This window comes from Streptomyces sp. NBC_01381, from assembly GCF_026340305.1.
Classification (GTDB): domain Bacteria; phylum Actinomycetota; class Actinomycetes; order Streptomycetales; family Streptomycetaceae; genus Streptomyces.
Window position 1 is genome coordinate 3,924,047 of the sequence record NZ_JAPEPI010000001.1, and the last position, 16,846, is coordinate 3,940,892.

Genomic DNA, 16,846 nt, shown 5'->3' on the forward strand with positions numbered 1-16,846 from the left:
GTGCGTCCATACGTCGTACGCGATCGTGAGGGGGCGAGCCGGTCCGTCAAGGGCGTGACTACGATGGGCCAGCCGGTGGCCAACAGGGCCGCGCGGCTCACCGACCCCTCGGGAAGGCCATGCTGAACAAGTACGCGCGTGCATTCTTCACGCGTGTTCTCACACCGTTCGCCGCGTTTCTCATCCGCCGCGGGGTCAGCCCCGACGCGGTCACGTTCATCGGCACGGCCGGTGTGGTGGCGGGAGCGCTGGTCTTCTTCCCCCGCGGGGAGTTCTTCTGGGGCACGGTCGTGATCACGCTCTTCGTGTTCTCCGACCTGGTCGACGGGAACATGGCGCGGCAGCTCGGCCGCTCCAGCCGCTGGGGCGCCTTCCTGGACTCGACGCTCGACCGGGTCGCCGACAGCGCGATCTTCGGTGGGCTCGCCCTCTGGTACGCGGGCTCGGGCGACAACAACATCCTGTGCGCCGTCTCCATCTTCTGCCTGGCCAGCGGCCAGGTGGTGTCGTACACGAAGGCGCGCGGCGAGGCGATCGGCCTGCCCGTCGCGGTCAACGGCCTGGTGGAGCGCGCCGAGCGCCTGGTGATCTCGCTGGTCGCCGCGGGCCTCGCGGGGCTGCACAAGTTCGGGGTCCCCGGCATCGACATCCTGCTGCCCATCGCGCTGTGGATCGTCGCGGTCGGCAGCCTCGTCACCCTCGTCCAGCGCATGGTGACCGTGCGCCGAGAGTCCGCCGAGGCGGACGCGGCGGCCGCCGCCGAGACCAAGACCGGGGCCGAGACCGAGGCACAGGGCAGCGAGGCGACGTCGTGAAGGACCGGCTGACCGACGCTCTCTACGGGGCCGGCTGGAGCACGGTCAAGAAGCTCCCCGAACCAGTGGCCGTGCGGCTCGGCCGGACCATCGCCGACGCCGTGTGGAAGCGCCGCGGCAAGGGCGTCCTGCGCCTTGAGGCCAACTACGCGCGCGTGGTGCCCGACGCGAGCCCCGAGCGCCTTGCCGAGCTGTCCCGCGCGGGCATGCGCTCGTACCTGCGCTACTGGATGGAGTCCTTCCGGCTGCCGTCCTGGAGCCGGGAGCGCATAAAGGAAGGCTTCGTCCCCAAGGACGTGCACCATCTGACCGACGCTCTCGCCTCCGACAAGGGCGTCATCCTCGCGCTTCCGCACCTGGGCAACTGGGACCTGGCGGGCGCGTGGGTCACCACGAAGCTGGAGACGCCGTTCACGACGGTCGCCGAGCGGCTCAAGCCCGAGAAGCTGTACGACCGTTTCGTCGCCTACCGCGAGGGCCTCGGCATGGAGGTCCTGCCGCACGAGGGCGGCTCCGCCTTCGGCACGCTTGCCCGGCGGCTGCGCGACGGCGGCCTGGTCTGCCTCGTCTCCGACCGGGACCTCTCGGCCTCCGGTGTCGAGGTGAAGTTCTTCGGCGACACCGCGCGGATGCCCGCGGGGCCCGCGCTGCTCGCCCAGCAGACCGGCGCGCTGCTGCTTCCGGTCACGCTCTGGTACGACGAATCCCCGATCATGAAGGGGCGCGTCCATCCGCCCATCGATGTCCCCGAGACAGGTACCCGTGCGGAGAAGACGTCTGTCATGACGCAGGCGCTGGCAGACGCCTTCGCCACGGGTATCGCCGACCATCCGGAGGACTGGCACATGCTGCAACGCTTGTGGCTCGCTGATCTGGACCCCGCGAAGGGGCCCGGTCAGGGGTCTGACGAGGCGACGCCGTGAAGATCGGGATCGTCTGCCCCTACTCGTGGGACGTCCCGGGCGGCGTCCAGTTCCACATCCGTGACCTCGCGGAGCATCTGATCCGCCTGGGGCACAAGGTGTCCGTGCTCGCCCCGGCGGACGACGAGACACCGCTTCCCTCGTACGTCGTGTCGGCGGGCCGCGCCGTTCCTGTGCCGTACAACGGCTCGGTGGCCCGGCTCAACTTCGGGTTCCTGTCGGCCGCGCGGGTGCGTCGCTGGCTGCACGACGGCACCTTCGACGTGATCCACATCCACGAGCCGACCTCGCCGTCGCTCGGGCTGCTCAGCTGCTGGGCGGCGCAGGGCCCGATCGTCGCGACGTTCCATACCTCCAACCCGCGCTCCCGGGCCATGATCGCCGCGTATCCGATCCTGCAGCCCGCCCTGGAGAAGATCAGCGCGCGCATCGCGGTGAGCGAGTACGCGCGCCGCACCCTGGTCGAGCACCTGGGCGGCGACGCGGTCGTCATCCCGAACGGCGTCGACGTCGACTTCTTCGCCAACGTCGAGCCCAAGGCCGAGTGGCAGGGCGGCACGATCGGCTTCATCGGGCGCATCGACGAGCCGCGCAAGGGCCTGCCGGTGCTGATGCGGGCGCTGCCGAAGATCCTCGCCGAGCGGCCGGGGACCCGGCTCCTGGTCGCAGGGAGGGGCGACGAGGAGGAGGCCGTCGCCTCGCTGCCGGCCGAGATGCGTTCGCGCGTCGAGTTCCTCGGCATGGTGAGCGACGAGGACAAGGCGCGGCTGCTGCGCAGCGTCGATGTGTACGTGGCGCCCAACACCGGCGGCGAGAGCTTCGGGATCATCCTGGTCGAGGCGATGTCGGCGGGCGCACCCGTCCTCGCCAGCGATCTGGACGCCTTCGCGCAGGTCCTCGACCAGGGCGCGGCGGGTGACCTCTTCACGAACGAGGACGCCGACTCGCTGGCAGCGGCCGCCCTGCGGCTGCTCGGCGACCCCGAGCGCCGCGAGGAACTGCGTGAGCGCGGCAGCAAGCACGTACGCCGCTTCGACTGGTCGACGGTGGGCGCGGACATCCTCTCCGTGTACGAGACGGTGACGGACGGCGCGGCGGCGGTCGCCGCGGACGAACGGACGGGCCTGCGGGCGCGGTTCGGACTCGCGCGGGACTGAAAGCCAAGGTGCCGCCGGGCGTTCGGCGCGCCCGGCGGTGAAGCGGCCCGGCCGCCTCGACTAGCCTCAGGCCGGTGACCTCCACACTGATCTGGATCGCGGTAGCCCTCTTCGCGATCGGCCTCTATCTGAGCTGGACCGCCGGACGGCTCGACCGGCTGCACGCGCGCATCGACGCGGCCCGCGCCGCCCTCGACGCGCAGTTGCTGCGCCGCGCCTCGGTGGCCCAGGAGCTGGCCACATCGGGGGTGCTCGACCCCGCGGCCTCCATCGTGCTCTACGAGGCGGCGCACGCCGCCCGGCAGGCGGAGGAGGAGCAGCGCGAGGTCGCCGAGAGCGAGCTCAGCCAGGCGCTGCGCGCGATCTTCGGCGAGGCCCAGCAGGTCGAGGCGGTGCGCGAGGCGCCGGGCGGCGACGAGGCGGCGAGCGAGCTGGCCGCGGCCGTGCGCCGGGTGCCGATGGCCCGGCGCTTCCACAACGACGCCGTACGCGCGGCCCGCGCCCTGCGCAGGCACCGCAAGGTCCGCTGGTTCCGCCTGGCAGGACACGCGCCGTTCCCGATGGCCTTCGAAATGGACGACGAGCCGCCGGTGGCGCTCGCGGACCGCGCGACCACGTAGCGCCACCGCACGGCTCTGACCAGGGGCGTACGGGAAAAATGAGCCACCGGTCAATCATTGGCCCTTGCTGTGGACTGGTCGCGGGGCGTTATCTCGTAGAAGTAGGCACCCGTCTTCAGCAAGCGAGGTCAACTCCGTGTCCAGCACCCTCTCCAGCAGCAACCAGTCGCCCGAGACCGGCACCGCGCGCGTCAAGCGCGGCATGGCCGAGCAGCTCAAGGGCGGCGTCATCATGGACGTGGTCAACGCCGAGCAGGCGAAGATAGCCGAGGACGCCGGCGCCGTCGCCGTCATGGCCCTGGAGCGGGTCCCGGCCGACATCCGCAAGGACGGCGGCGTGGCCCGGATGTCCGACCCGAACATGATCGAAGAGATCATCGAGGCCGTCTCCATCCCGGTCATGGCCAAGTCCCGCATCGGCCACTTCGTCGAGGCCCAGGTGCTGCAGTCCCTCGGCGTCGACTACATCGACGAGTCCGAGGTCCTGACCCCGGCCGACGAGGTCAACCACAGCGACAAGTTCGCCTTCACGACCCCCTTCGTGTGTGGTGCCACCAACCTGGGCGAGGCCCTGCGCCGCATCGCCGAGGGCGCGGCCATGATCCGCTCCAAGGGCGAGGCCGGCACCGGCAACGTCGTCGAGGCCGTCCGCCACCTGCGCCAGATCAAGAACGAGATCGCCAAGCTGCGCGGCTTCGACAACAACGAGCTGTACGCCGCCGCCAAGGAGCTCCGCGCCCCGTACGAGCTGGTCAAGGAGGTCTCCGAGCTGGGCAAGCTGCCGGTGGTCCTCTTCTCGGCCGGTGGCGTCGCCACCCCCGCCGATGCCGCGCTGATGCGCCAGCTCGGTGCCGAGGGTGTCTTCGTCGGCTCCGGCATCTTCAAGTCGGGCGACCCGGCCGCGCGCGCCGCCGCCATCGTGAAGGCCACCACCTTCTACGACGACCCCAAGATCATCGCGGACGCTTCCCGCAACCTGGGCGAGGCCATGGTCGGCATCAACTGCGACACCCTGCCCGAGGCCGAGCGCTACGCGAACCGGGGCTGGTAATGACCACTCCCGTAGTGGGCGTCCTCGCCCTTCAGGGGGACGTACGGGAGCACCTGATCGCCCTGGCCTCGGCTGACGCCCTGGCCAGGCCGGTCCGGCGCCCCGAGGAGCTCGCCGAGGTGGACGGCCTGGTCATACCCGGCGGCGAGTCCACCACCATCTCCAAGCTGGCCACGCTGTTCGGCCTCCTGGAGCCCTTGCGGGCACGCGTGCGTGCCGGTATGCCGGTGTACGGCACCTGCGCGGGCATGATCATGCTCGCCGACAAGATCCTGGATCCGCGTTCGGAGCAGGAGACCGTCGGCGGCATCGACATGATCGTGCGGCGCAACGCCTTCGGCCGGCAGAACGAGTCCTTCGAGGCGGCCGTCGACATAGCCGGCATCGAGGGCGCTCCCGTGGAGGGTGTCTTCATCCGCGCCCCCTGGGTGGAGTCCGTCGGCGCCAGTGCCGAGGTGCTCGCCGAGCACGAGGGGCACATCGTCGCCGTACGCCAGGGCAACGCGCTCGCCACGTCGTTCCACCCCGAGCTGACGGGCGACCACCGGGTGCACGAGCTGTTCGTCGGGATGGTGCGCGGGAACGCGGCGGCGGGATCCTAGTAGGATCTCCGGGGGTTCCCCGGGCCTTAAGGTGTCGGGGAGTTCGTACTGGTTGGGTAACGCGAAGGAGACAGGCAGATGTCCGGCCACTCTAAATGGGCTACGACGAAGCACAAGAAGGCCGTGATTGACGCCAAGCGCGGCAAGCTCTTCGCGAAGATGATCAAGAACATCGAGGTCGCGGCCCGCACGGGCGGCGCCGATGTGTCCGGCAACCCGACGCTCTTCGACGCCATCCAGAAGGCCAAGAAGAGCTCGGTTCCGAACAAGAACATCGACTCCGCGGTCAAGCGCGGCGCCGGTCTCGAAGCCGGCGGTGCCGACTACGAGACGATCATGTACGAGGGCTACGGCCCCAACGGTGTCGCGGTGCTCATCGAGTGCCTCACCGACAACCGCAACCGCGCCGCATCGGACGTCCGCGTCGCCATGACCCGCAACGGCGGCTCCATGGCCGACCCGGGCTCCGTCTCGTACCTGTTCAACCGCAAGGGCGTCGTGATCGTCCCCAAGGGCGAGCTGTCCGAGGACGACGTCCTGGGCGCGGTCCTTGACGCGGGCGCCGAAGAGGTCAACGACCTCGGTGAGTCCTTCGAGGTGCTCTCCGAGGCCACCGACATGGTCGCGGTCCGCACCGCGCTCCAGGACGCCGGGATCGAATACGACTCGGCCGACGCCAACTTCGTCCCGACCATGCAGGTCGAGCTGGACGAAGAGGGCGCGCGCAAGATCTTCAAGCTGATCGACGCGCTCGAGGACAGCGACGACGTGCAGAACGTCTTCGCCAACTTCGATGTGAGCGACGAGGTCATGGAGAAGGTCGACGCGTAGCGCTGCCGCGAGCTGAGCAGTTTCGGCGGGCCGGGTGGGACACACGTCCACCGGCCCGCCGCTGTTGTCAGTGGCAGCGGATAGCCTGGCGTGAAGTTCGAAGATCACCGCGGCGACGAGGGGAGGCGCGCATGCGCGTACTGGGGGTGGACCCCGGGCTGACCCGGTGCGGCGTCGGCGTCGTCGACGGGGTCGCCGGGCGACCACTGACCATGCGCGGCGTCGGTGTCGTACGGACGCCGCCGGACGCCGAGTTGGGCCACCGCCTCGTCGCCATCGAGCAGGGCATCGAGCAATGGCTCGACGAGCACGAGCCCGAAGTCCTCGCCGTGGAGCGGGTGTTCAGCCAGCACAACGTCCGTACGGTGATGGGCACGGCCCAGGCGAGCGCCGTCGCCATGCTGTGCGCGTCGCGCCGCGGCATCCCCGTCGCCCTGCACACGCCCAGCGAGGTCAAGGCCGCCGTCACCGGCAGCGGCCGGGCCGACAAGGCGCAGGTCGGCGCGATGGTCACACGGCTGCTCCGGCTCGACGCACCGCCCAAGCCCGCCGACGCGGCGGACGCCCTCGCCCTCGCCATCTGTCACATCTGGCGCGCCCCCGCGCAGAACCGCCTCCAGCAGGCCGTGGCCCAGAACCGCCTCCAGCAGGCCGCAGCCCTGCACGCATCGAAAGGCCGTACCGCATGATCGCCTTCGTCAGCGGCCCCGTCGCCGCCCTCGCCCCCGATGCCGCGGTGGTCGAGGTCGGCGGCATCGGCATGGCCGTCCAGTGCACGCCGAACACGCTCTCCACACTCCGCGTCGGCCAGCAGACCAAGCTCGCCACGTCCCTGGTCGTACGGGAGGACTCGCTCACCCTGTACGGCTTCGCGGACGACGACGAGCGGCAGACCTTCGAGCTCCTTCAGACCGCGAGCGGTGTCGGACCGCGCCTTGCCCAGGCGATGCTCGCCGTGCACAGCCCCGACGCCCTGCGCCGCGCGGTCGCCACCGGTGACGAGAAGGCGCTCACCGCCGTCCCCGGCATCGGCAAGAAGGGCGCCCAGAAGCTGCTCCTGGAGTACAAGGACCGGCTCGGCGAGCCCCTCGGCACGGGCGGCCCTGCGATCGGCAAGGCCGTCACCTCCGGCTGGAGCGACCAGCTGCACGCGGCACTGATCGGCCTCGGGTACGCGACCCGCGAGGCCGACGAGGCGGTCGCCGCCGTCACCCCGCAGGCCGAGGCGTCCGAGAAGCCGCAGGTGGGCCAGCTCCTGAAGGCCGCCCTGCAGACGCTGAACCGCACCCGCTAGCCCACCGACCACCCGAACCACACCGCGAGGCGACCTCATGAACTGGGACGAGACCACCGACGACACGACCACACCGGCGGGTGCGGCCGAGCGTCTTGTCGGTGCGTCCGCCGACGGCGAGGACCAGGCGGTCGAGGCGGCGCTGCGCCCCAAGGACCTGGACGAGTTCATCGGCCAGGAGAAGGTCCGCGAACAGCTCGACCTGGTCCTGCGCGCGGCCCGAGCGCGGGGCGCCACCGCCGACCACGTACTGCTTTCCGGCGCCCCGGGCCTCGGCAAGACCACCCTCTCCATGATCATCGCGGCCGAGATGGGCGCCCCGATCCGCATCACCAGCGGCCCGGCCATCCAGCACGCGGGCGACCTCGCGGCGATCCTCTCCTCCCTCCAGGAGGGCGAGGTCCTCTTCCTCGACGAGATCCACCGGATGTCGCGGCCCGCCGAGGAGATGCTCTATATGGCGATGGAGGACTTCCGCGTCGACGTCATCGTCGGCAAGGGCCCCGGCGCCACCGCCATCCCGCTGGAACTGCCGCCCTTCACCCTGGTCGGCGCCACCACCCGCGCGGGCCTTCTGCCGCCGCCGCTGCGCGACCGCTTCGGCTTCACCGCCCACATGGAGTTCTACGAGCCCGCCGAGCTGGAGCGGGTGGTCCACCGCTCCGCACAGCTGCTCGACGTGGCCATCGACCCGGCCGGCGCCGCCGAGATCGCCGGGCGCTCCCGCGGCACGCCCCGTATCGCCAACCGTCTGCTGCGCCGCGTACGCGACTATGCGCAGGTCAAGGCCGACGGCGAGATCGACAGGGACATCGCGGGCGCGGCCCTGAAGGTCTACGAGGTGGACGGCCGCGGCCTCGACCGCCTCGACCGGGCCGTCCTGGAGGCCCTGCTCAAACTGTTCGGCGGCGGACCCGTGGGTCTGTCGACGCTCGCCGTCGCCGTGGGGGAGGAGCGCGAGACGGTCGAAGAGGTGGCCGAGCCCTTCCTGGTACGGGAGGGACTCCTCGCCCGCACGCCCCGCGGCCGCGTCGCGACGCCCGCGGCATGGGCGCATCTCGGCCTTGTTCCCCCGCGTCAGGCGGGCGGAATCGGACAAGGGGACCTGTTCGGGGCGTGACGGCGCGCGTACTCGCACGGTCAGGAACTGCGGTGCCATGCTGAGCGTTGTTCGTTAGGTGCGGACTCGCTTAGACTCCGCCGATGCCGTCCCTTGCGGGCGGCGTGCCCACCCCCGTCCATCAGGCCGCTTACCTGCGCGGTCATGCGAAGGAAACTCCGTCCCGTGAATATCGTGACCCTCCTCCCCTTCATCGTGCTCATCGGGGCCATGTTCCTGATGACGCGGTCCGCCAAGAAGAAGCAGCAGGCGGCCGCGGCGATGCGCAATGAGATGCAGCCCGGCACCGGCATCCGCACGATCGGGGGCATGTACGCCACCGTCAAGGAGGTTCACGACGACGCGGTCCTCCTTGAGGTGGCTCCGGGCGTGCACGCGTTTTACGCGAAGAACGCCGTCGGCGCCGTCCTCGAGGACGACGAGTACAACCGCATCGTCCACGGCGTGGGTGCCGACCTGAAGTCGGACACCCCCATCGTTCCGGACGACGCCTCCTCCCTGACCGAGACCGACGAGCCCGCCGCCGACGCTTCCGACGACTCGCCCATCGACCTCGGCAAGAAGGACGCGGACACCGCTCCCGAGGACGACGCAGAGCCGAAGAAGACCGACGGCGAGTCCGACGCGAAGTAGCCACCACCGGGGTCCGTGGGGCGCGCCGCTCGCGCCGCCACGGTCCCCGCAGTGCGTGGGTTTCGTGACGGGTCTCGACACCATTTCATGGCCGCCCACCTGGGAACTCCCCGCTCAGTGACGGGGCAGGGCACCGGACGCCGGGCGGTTGGACAGGGAGAACGAGAAGGTGGCAGCACCTAAGAAGGGCCGAAGGCAGAGCGCCCCGGGCAAGCCGGGCCGCTCTTTGGTCTTCATCCTGATCGCCCTCGTGGCGCTCACCGGGGGGATGTTCCTTTCCGGGAACACCACGCCCCGCCTCGGCATCGACCTCGCCGGCGGTACGAGCATCACGCTCCAGGCGAAGAACGAGCCCGGCCAGAAGAACGCGATCAACCCGACCAACATGAACACCGCGGTCAGCATCATCAACAACCGCGTCAATGGTCTGGGTGTGTCCGAGGCCGAGGTGCAGACCCAGGGCGCAGACAACATCATCGTCAACATCCCCAAGGGCACGAACGAGAAGCAGGCGCGCGAGCAGGTCGGCACGACCGCTCAGCTCTACTTCCGTCCCGTCCTGACGGTGGCCCCCGGCGAGCCCACCCCCGAGCCGTCCGCCTCCTCGTCCGGCAAGGGCACGGACAAGGACAAGGACAAGGCGACCGAGAAGGGCGAGGACAAGGCGACGCCCTCCTCGACCCCCACGGCGACGCCCACCTCCCAGGGCCGCGCCGTCACCGACGGCCTGAAGGCCGACGCCACCCCGTCCCCCAAGTCCTCGGACAAGGGCGGCGACAAGGACAAGGCGGCGCCGACCCCCACCCCGTCGGCCGACCCGGCCACCGCGGCCCTGCAGAAGAAGTTCACCGAGCTCGACTGCACCGACAAGGCGCAGCGCGGCAAGGTCGGCGACGGCATCAAGCCGTCCGAGCAGACCATCGCCTGTGGCAAGAACAACGCCGGGCAGTGGGAGAAGTACGTACTCGGCCCGGCCGAGCTGAACGGCAAGGACGTCGACGACGCCAAGGCCAGCATCAGCCAGCAGAGCGGCGCCTGGATCGTCAACATGGACTTCACGAAGGACGGCTCGAAGAAGTTCTCGAAGACCACCAGCAAGCTCTCGCAGCAGCAGCCTCCGATGAACCAGTTCGCCATCGTCCTCGACGGCGAAGTGGCCTCGGCCCCCAGCGTCAACACGACCCTGAGCGCCAACGCCGAGATCTCCGGCAGCTTCACCCAGGAGTCGGCCCAGGACCTCGCCAACATCCTGTCGTACGGCGCTCTGCCGCTCACCTTCCACGAGCAGAGCGTCACCACGGTGAGCCCGGCCCTCGGCGGCGAGCAGCTGCACGCCGGTCTGATCGCCGGCGCCATCGGCCTCGCGCTGGTCATCATCTACCTGGTGGTCTACTACCGGGGCCTGTCGCTCATCGCCATCGCGAGCCTCCTGGTCTCGGCGGCCCTCACGTACACCCTGATGACGCTGCTCGGCCCGGCCATCAGCTTCACCCTGAACCTGCCCGCGGTGTGTGGTGCGATCGTTGCGATCGGCATCACGGCGGACTCGTTCATCGTGTTCTTCGAACGCGTCAGGGACGAGGTCCGAGAGGGACGCACGCTGCGGCCCGCCGTCGAGCGCGCCTGGCCGCGTGCCCGGCGCACCATCCTGGTCTCCGACTTCGTGTCGTTCCTCGCGGCCGCGGTGCTCTTCGTCGTCACGGTCGGCAAGGTCCAGGGCTTCGCGTTCACGCTCGGCCTGACCACCCTGCTCGACGTCGTCGTGGTCTTCTTCTTCACCAAGCCGCTGATGACGCTCATGGCACGGAAGCCGTTCTTCGCGAACGGCCACAAGTGGTCCGGCCTCGACCCGAAGCGGCTCGGCGCCAAGCCCCCGCTGCGCCGCACCCGCCGCACCACCGCCCCCGTCGACCCGAAGGAGGCGTGAGATGTCGAAGCTCGGCAATCTCGGCGCCAGGCTCTACCGCGGCGAGGTCGGCTATGACTTCGTCGGCAAGCGCAAGATCTGGTACGGCATCTCGATACTGATCACCATCACGGCGATCGTCGGCCTCGCGGTGCGCGGCCTGAACATGGGCATCGAGTTCGAGGGCGGTGCCGTCTTCAACACCGCGAAGACCAACGTCTCGGTCGCGCAGGCGGAGCGGTACGCGGAGGACGCCTCCGGCCACGACGCGGTCGTCCAGGAGCTCGGCTCCGGCGGTCTGCGCATCCAGGTCGCCGGTGTGGACACCGCCAAGTCCGACCAGATCAAGGCCGATCTGGCGAAGAACATGGACATCAAGTCCACCGACCTCGTGGGCCCCAGTTGGGGTGAGCAGATCAGCCAGAAGGCCTGGACGGGCCTGATCATCTTCATGGTTCTCGTGGTGATCTATCTGGCGATCGCCTTCGAGTGGCGGATGGCGCTTGCCGCGCTGATCGCCCTGGTGCACGACATCACGATCACCGTCGGTGTGTACGCACTGGTCGGCTTCGAGGTCACCCAGGGCACGATCATCGGTCTGCTGACGATCCTCGGTTATTCGCTGTACGACACGGTCGTGGTGTTCGACAGCTTGAAGGAGCAGTCGAAGGACCTCACCAAGCAGACCCGGTGGACCTACAGCGAGGTCGCCAACCGCAGCATCAACAGCACCCTGGTGCGCTCGATCAACACCACGGTCGTCGCGCTCCTGCCGGTCGCCGGTCTGCTCTTCATCGGTGGCGGCTTCCTCGGCGCGGGCATGCTCAACGACATCTCGCTGTCGCTGTTCGTCGGCCTCGCGGCCGGTGCGTACTCCTCGATCTTCATCGCCACGCCGCTCGTCGCCGACCTCAAGGAGACCGAGCCGCAGATGAAGGCGCTCAAGAAGCGCGTCCTCGCCAAGCGTGCCGCCGCGGCGGCCAAGGGCGAATCCGCGGAGAGCGCCGACAGCGCGGAGCAGGGTGACGACGAGGCGGAGGACCGGGTGCCGGAGGACGCCGCCCCCGCGGGCGTCGTCGGCCCGCGCACCCAGCCCACCTCCCGGGGCCGAGGCCGCGGCCGTCCCTCGGGGAAGCGTCGATGACCGAGACGACCGCAACCACGGAGCTGCTGCTCAGCCGCATCCGGGACGTCGCGGACTACCCGGAGCCGGGCGTGATGTTCAAGGACATCACCCCGCTCCTGGCGGACCCGGCGGCGTTCGCGGCGCTCACTGAGGCCTTCGCGGACCTCGCCGTGCGGCACGGCGCCACCAAGGTCGTCGGCCTGGAGGCCCGCGGCTTCATCCTCGGCGCCCCCGTCGCGCTCAGCGCCGGGCTCGGCTTCATCCCCGTACGCAAGGCGGGCAAGCTCCCCGGAGCGACGCTCAGCCAGGCCTACGACCTGGAGTACGGCAGCGCCGAGATCGAGGTGCACGCCGAGGACCTCGCCGCCGACGACCGCGTCATGGTCATCGACGACGTCCTGGCGACCGGCGGCACCGCCGAGGCGTCGCTGCGGCTGATCCGCCGGGCCGGCGCGCAGGTCGCCGGTGTGGCGGTGCTCATGGAGCTCGGCTTCCTGGGCGGCCGCGCCAAGCTGGAGACCGCCCTTGAGGGCGCCCCGCTGGAGGCCCTGATCACGGTCTGAGCCGACCCGCGCACACCCCGAGGCGGGCCCGGAGGAATCCGGTGCCCGCCTCGGGTGTTTCCCCCGTAGAGACCTCAGGTTCGCCGTGTGGAGAACCTCAGGTGTTTCTCCCGTTGAGCCCCGTCTCACGGGCTGAGGGCGAGCCGAAGGTCCAGGATCGATACCATGGGCTCTTCGGGGCCTGACCGGGGGACCCGGATCGCGCACAGGGAGCGCTCTTGCCAGACGAGTCCAAGGCACTCACCGCCGCCAAGGCCGCAGAGCAGGCCGAGCGCGCGGCGGCGAGCACTGCCGCGCCCGCGCAGAACGCGACGCCCGCGAAGAACGCGCAGAGCGCGACGCCCGCGAAGCCGCCGGAGAGCGCGGCCCCCAGCACCACGTCCGCACCGGGCACGCCCGGCGGCAGCGCTCAGCGAGACAAGCCCGCCGAGCAGCCGCGCCCCAAGCCCTCCACCGAGGCCCGCCCCGGCAGCACGACCCCGGCGATCCGCCCCACCGCGGCCAAGAACGAGCGCTCCGGCTCCTCCAACCGCGTCCGTGCCCGCCTGGCCAGGCTCGGCGTCCAGCGCTCGAACCCGTACAACCCGGTCCTGGAGCCGCTGCTGCGGATAGTGCGCAGCAACGACCCCAAGATCGAGACGGCCACGCTGCGCCAGATCGAGAAGGCCTACCAGGTCGCCGAGCGCTGGCACCGCGGCCAGAAGCGCAAGAGCGGCGACCCGTACATCACGCACCCGCTCGCCGTGACGACCATCCTCGCCGAGCTGGGGATGGATCCGGCCACCCTGATGGCGGGGCTGCTCCACGACACCGTCGAGGACACCGAGTACGGCCTCGACACCCTCAAGCGGGACTTCGGCGACCAGGTCGCGCTGCTCGTCGACGGCGTCACCAAGCTCGACAAGGTCAAGTTCGGCGAGGCCGCGCAGGCCGAGACCGTGCGCAAGATGGTCGTCGCCATGGCCAAGGACCCTCGCGTCCTGGTCATCAAGCTCGCCGACCGCCTGCACAACATGCGCACGATGCGGTACCTGAAGCGCGAGAAGCAGGAGAAGAAGGCCCGCGAGACGCTGGAGATCTACGCTCCGCTGGCGCACCGCCTCGGCATGAACACCATCAAGTGGGAGCTGGAGGACCTCGCCTTCGCGATCCTCTACCCCAAGATGTACGACGAGATCGTGCGGCTGGTGGCCGAGCGGGCGCCCAAGCGCGACGAGTACCTGGCCATAGTGACCGACGAGGTCCAGGCCGACCTGCGCGCCGCCCGCATCAAGGCCACCGTCACCGGCCGCCCGAAGCACTACTACAGCGTCTACCAGAAGATGATCGTGCGAGGCCGCGACTTCGCCGAGATCTATGACCTGGTGGGTATTCGGGTCCTTGTCGATACGGTCCGCGACTGTTACGCGGCGCTCGGCACGGTGCACGCGCGATGGAATCCGGTCCCCGGCCGGTTCAAGGACTACATCGCGATGCCCAAGTTCAACATGTACCAGTCGCTGCACACGACGGTGATCGGCCCCAGCGGCAAGCCCGTCGAGCTCCAGATCCGTACGTTCGACATGCACCGCCGCGCCGAGTACGGCATCGCCGCGCACTGGAAGTACAAGCAGGAGCCGTCCGCCGGTGCCTCCAAGGTGCGTACGGACGTACCGAAGAAGACCGGTGGCAAGGACGACCACCTCAACGACATGGCGTGGCTGCGCCAGCTCCTGGACTGGCAGAAGGAGACCGAGGACCCCAGCGAGTTCCTCGAGTCGCTGCGCTTCGACCTGTCGCGCAACGAGGTCTTCGTCTTCACCCCGAAGGGCGACGTCATAGCGCTCCCCGCGGGCGCGACCCCTGTCGACTTCTCGTACGCGGTGCACACCGAGGTCGGTCACCGCACCATAGGAGCACGGGTCAACGGACGGCTCGTGCCGCTCGAATCGACCCTGGACAACGGCGACTTGGTGGAGGTCTTCACCTCCAAGGCGGCAGGCGCGGGCCCGTCCCGCGACTGGCTGGGCTTCGTCAAGTCGCCGCGGGCGCGCAACAAGATCCGCGCGTGGTTCTCCAAGGAGCGCCGCGAGGAGGCCATCGAGCAGGGCAAGGACGCCATCGCGCGGGCCATGCGCAAGCAGAACCTGCCGATCCAGCGGATCCTCACCGGGGACTCACTGGTCACCCTCGCCCACGAGATGCGCTACCCCGACATCTCCTCGCTGTACGCGGCGATCGGCGAGGGACACGTCACCGCGCAGTCCGTCGTGCAGAAGCTCGTCCAGGCGCTCGGCGGCGAGGAGGCCGCCAACGAGGACATCGCCGAGAGCGCGCCGCCCGCCCGCGGCCGCAGCAAGCGCCGGGCCAACGCCGACCCGGGTGTGGTGGTCAAGGGCGTCGAGGACGTCTGGGTCAAGCTGGCCCGCTGCTGTACGCCCGTCCCCGGCGACCCCATCATCGGCTTCGTCACGCGCGGCAGCGGCGTATCGGTTCACCGCAGCGACTGCGTCAACGTCGATTCGCTCTCGCGCGAGCCCGAGCGGATCCTCGAGGTCGAGTGGGCGCCCACCCAGTCGTCGGTCTTCCTGGTCGCCATCCAGGTGGAGGCACTGGACCGCTCCCGGCTGCTCTCGGACGTCACGCGCATCCTCTCGGACCAGCACGTGAACATCCTGTCCGCGGCCGTGCAGACCTCCCGCGACCGCGTCGCCACGTCCCGCTTCACCTTCGAGATGGGCGACCCCAAGCACTTGGGGCACGTCCTCAAGGCGGTCAGGGGAGTCGAGGGCGTGTACGACGTGTACAGGGTGACGTCGGCCCGCAGGCCGTAAACGGTCTCCTACGTAGAGGGGCTCCCGTACGCGATGTACGGGAGCCCCTCTACGTAGACAGCGAAAAACTCAGCCGCCGAACTCGTGCAGGCCCTTCAGCGCCTGGTCGAGCAGCGCCTGGCGGCCGTCGAGCTCCCGCTGGAGCTTGTCGGCCTTGGCGTTGTTGCCCGCGGCACGAGCCTTCTCGATCTGGTCGGTCAGCTTGTCGACCGCGGCCTGCAGCTGGCCGGTGAGACCCTCGGCACGCGCGCGTGCCTCCGGGTTCGTGCGCCGCCACTCGGCCTCTTCGGAGTCCTGCAGGGCCCGCTCCACCGCGTGCATCCGGCCTTCGACCTTCGGCCGCGCGTCACGCGGGACGTGGCCGATGGCCTCCCACCGCTCGTTGATCGAACGGAACGCCGCACGCGCCGACTTGAGGTCCTTCACCGGGACGAGCTTCTCGGCCTCCTCGGCCAGCTCCTCCTTCAGCTTCAGGTTCTCCGTCTGCTCGGCGTCACGCTCCGCGAAGACCGAGCTGCGCGCCGCGAAGAACACGTCCTGGGCGCCGCGGAAGCGGTTCCACAGATCGTCCTCGTGCTCGCGCTGGGCGCGGCCCGCGGCCTTCCACTCGGTCATCAGATCGCGGTACCGCGCGGCCGTCGGACCCCAGTCGGTCGACCCGGAGAGCGCCTCGGCCTCGCCGACCAGACGCTCCTTGGTCTTGCGGGCCTCCTCGCGCTGGGCGTCCAGCGAGGCGAAGTGGGCCTTGCGGCGCTTGGAGAACGCCGAGCGGGCGTGCGAGAAGCGGTGCCACAGCTCGTCGTCCGACTTGCGGTCGAGGCGCGGCAGACCCTTCCAGGTGTCCACCAGGGCGCGCAGGCGTTCGCCCGCCGCCCGCCACTGCTCGCTCTGCGCGAGCTCCTCGGCCTCGACGACCAGCGCCTCCTTGGCGTGCCGCGCCTCGTCCGACTGCTTGGCCTTCTGGACCTTGCGCTCCTCGCGGCGCGCCTCCACCGTCTCGACGAGCTTGTCCAGACGCGTGCTCAAGGCGTCCAGATCGCCGACCGCGTGCGCCTCGTCCACCTGCTGGCGCAGATGGTCGATGGCGGTCATGGCGTCCTTGGCCGACAGGTCCGTCGTCTTCACCCGGCGCTCGAGAAGTCCGATCTCGACGACCAGACCGTCGTATTTGCGCTCGAAGTAGGCCAGGGCCTCGTCAGGAGACCCTGCTTTCCACGAACCGACCTCGCGCTCGCTGCCGTCGGCCTTGCGCACATACACGGTCCCCGTCTCGTCGACGCGGCCCCACGGGTCGCTGCTCACAGCGCCTCCTCCACATGATGCCTGCGCAGGGCCTCGGGGCCCCCGGCATCGTCCACAGTTTCGTCACCGCCAACATAGGCGACCGGCGGG

Annotated in this window: 16 protein-coding genes; 15 read left to right on the plus strand and 1 reads right to left on the minus strand. The window is 69.9% G+C overall.

Translation table 11 applies throughout. The features are described from left to right. The first annotated feature begins 119 nt into the window (after positions 1–119). The 15 genes from pgsA to OG453_RS18395 all read left to right on the plus strand — a co-directional run bounded on the left by pgsA (position 120) and on the right by OG453_RS18395 (position 15,454). The gene (gene pgsA, locus OG453_RS18325) at positions 120–815 is read left to right on the plus strand and encodes a phosphatidylinositol phosphate synthase (RefSeq protein WP_266868981.1); all 696 of its coding nucleotides are present in this window, start codon (positions 120–122) and stop codon (positions 813–815) included. After that, positions 812–1,738, plus strand: coding sequence for a phosphatidylinositol mannoside acyltransferase (locus tag OG453_RS18330; protein WP_266868982.1), 927 nt, complete (start codon positions 812–814; stop codon positions 1,736–1,738). Before pgsA ends, OG453_RS18330 begins: the two co-directional genes overlap by 4 nt. Further along, on the plus strand, positions 1,735–2,895 hold the full coding sequence (locus tag OG453_RS18335; RefSeq protein ID WP_266868983.1) for a glycosyltransferase family 4 protein: 1,161 nt from the start codon (positions 1,735–1,737) through the stop codon (positions 2,893–2,895). The genes OG453_RS18330 and OG453_RS18335 overlap by 4 nt, the downstream gene beginning before the upstream one ends. A 74-nt stretch (positions 2,896–2,969) precedes the next feature. Beyond that, positions 2,970–3,515 (plus strand): hypothetical protein, encoded by a 546-nt coding sequence (locus tag OG453_RS18340; protein WP_135333393.1) that lies wholly within the window; start codon positions 2,970–2,972, stop codon positions 3,513–3,515. A gap of 136 nt (positions 3,516–3,651) precedes the next feature. After that, positions 3,652–4,566, plus strand: a complete 915-nt coding sequence (gene pdxS, locus OG453_RS18345; protein WP_266868985.1) for a pyridoxal 5'-phosphate synthase lyase subunit PdxS — start codon at positions 3,652–3,654, stop codon at positions 4,564–4,566. Then, positions 4,566–5,168: a pyridoxal 5'-phosphate synthase glutaminase subunit PdxT gene (pdxT, locus tag OG453_RS18350; protein ID WP_266868986.1), complete on the plus strand. Its 603-nt coding sequence runs from the start codon at positions 4,566–4,568 to the stop codon at positions 5,166–5,168. The genes pdxS and pdxT overlap by 1 nt, the downstream gene beginning before the upstream one ends. Positions 5,169–5,246: 78 nt before the next feature. Continuing rightward, entirely contained in the window at positions 5,247–5,999 is a 753-nt protein-coding gene (locus OG453_RS18355; RefSeq protein ID WP_190082512.1) for a YebC/PmpR family DNA-binding transcriptional regulator, read from the plus strand. Between the two features lie 131 nt (positions 6,000–6,130). Then, on the plus strand, positions 6,131–6,688 hold the full coding sequence (ruvC, locus tag OG453_RS18360) for a crossover junction endodeoxyribonuclease RuvC (protein WP_266868987.1): 558 nt from the start codon (positions 6,131–6,133) through the stop codon (positions 6,686–6,688). Then, positions 6,685–7,293 carry a Holliday junction branch migration protein RuvA gene (gene ruvA, locus OG453_RS18365; protein WP_266868988.1) on the plus strand — a complete coding sequence of 203 codons (609 nt, stop codon included), beginning with the start codon at positions 6,685–6,687 and terminating at the stop codon, positions 7,291–7,293. Before ruvC ends, ruvA begins: the two co-directional genes overlap by 4 nt. Positions 7,294–7,330: 37 nt before the next feature. Continuing rightward, positions 7,331–8,413, plus strand: coding sequence for a Holliday junction branch migration DNA helicase RuvB (gene ruvB / locus OG453_RS18370; RefSeq protein ID WP_266868989.1), 1,083 nt, complete (start codon positions 7,331–7,333; stop codon positions 8,411–8,413). Between the two features lie 165 nt (positions 8,414–8,578). Then, the gene (gene yajC, locus OG453_RS18375; protein WP_266868990.1) at positions 8,579–9,046 is read left to right on the plus strand and encodes a preprotein translocase subunit YajC; all 468 of its coding nucleotides are present in this window, start codon (positions 8,579–8,581) and stop codon (positions 9,044–9,046) included. A 169-nt stretch (positions 9,047–9,215) separates the two neighbouring features. Then, positions 9,216–10,973 (plus strand): protein translocase subunit SecD, encoded by a 1,758-nt coding sequence (gene secD / locus OG453_RS18380; RefSeq protein WP_266868992.1) that lies wholly within the window; start codon positions 9,216–9,218, stop codon positions 10,971–10,973. A gap of 1 nt (position 10,974) precedes the next feature. Continuing rightward, entirely contained in the window at positions 10,975–12,096 is a 1,122-nt protein-coding gene (gene secF, locus OG453_RS18385) for a protein translocase subunit SecF (protein ID WP_266868993.1), read from the plus strand. Continuing rightward, entirely contained in the window at positions 12,093–12,641 is a 549-nt protein-coding gene (locus OG453_RS18390; protein WP_266868994.1) for an adenine phosphoribosyltransferase, read from the plus strand. Before secF ends, OG453_RS18390 begins: the two co-directional genes overlap by 4 nt. 218 nt (positions 12,642–12,859) lie before the next feature. After that, complete coding sequence (locus tag OG453_RS18395; RefSeq protein ID WP_266868995.1) at positions 12,860–15,454, plus strand: bifunctional (p)ppGpp synthetase/guanosine-3',5'-bis(diphosphate) 3'-pyrophosphohydrolase; 2,595 nt, start codon at positions 12,860–12,862, stop codon at positions 15,452–15,454. 69 nt (positions 15,455–15,523) lie between these two features. Here the strand turns inward: OG453_RS18395 and OG453_RS18400 are convergent, their stop codons facing one another. Continuing rightward, a complete protein-coding gene (locus OG453_RS18400; protein WP_266868996.1) occupies positions 15,524–16,756 on the minus strand; it encodes a DUF349 domain-containing protein in 1,233 nt (410 codons plus the stop codon). Positions 16,757–16,846: the final 90 nt, after the last annotated feature.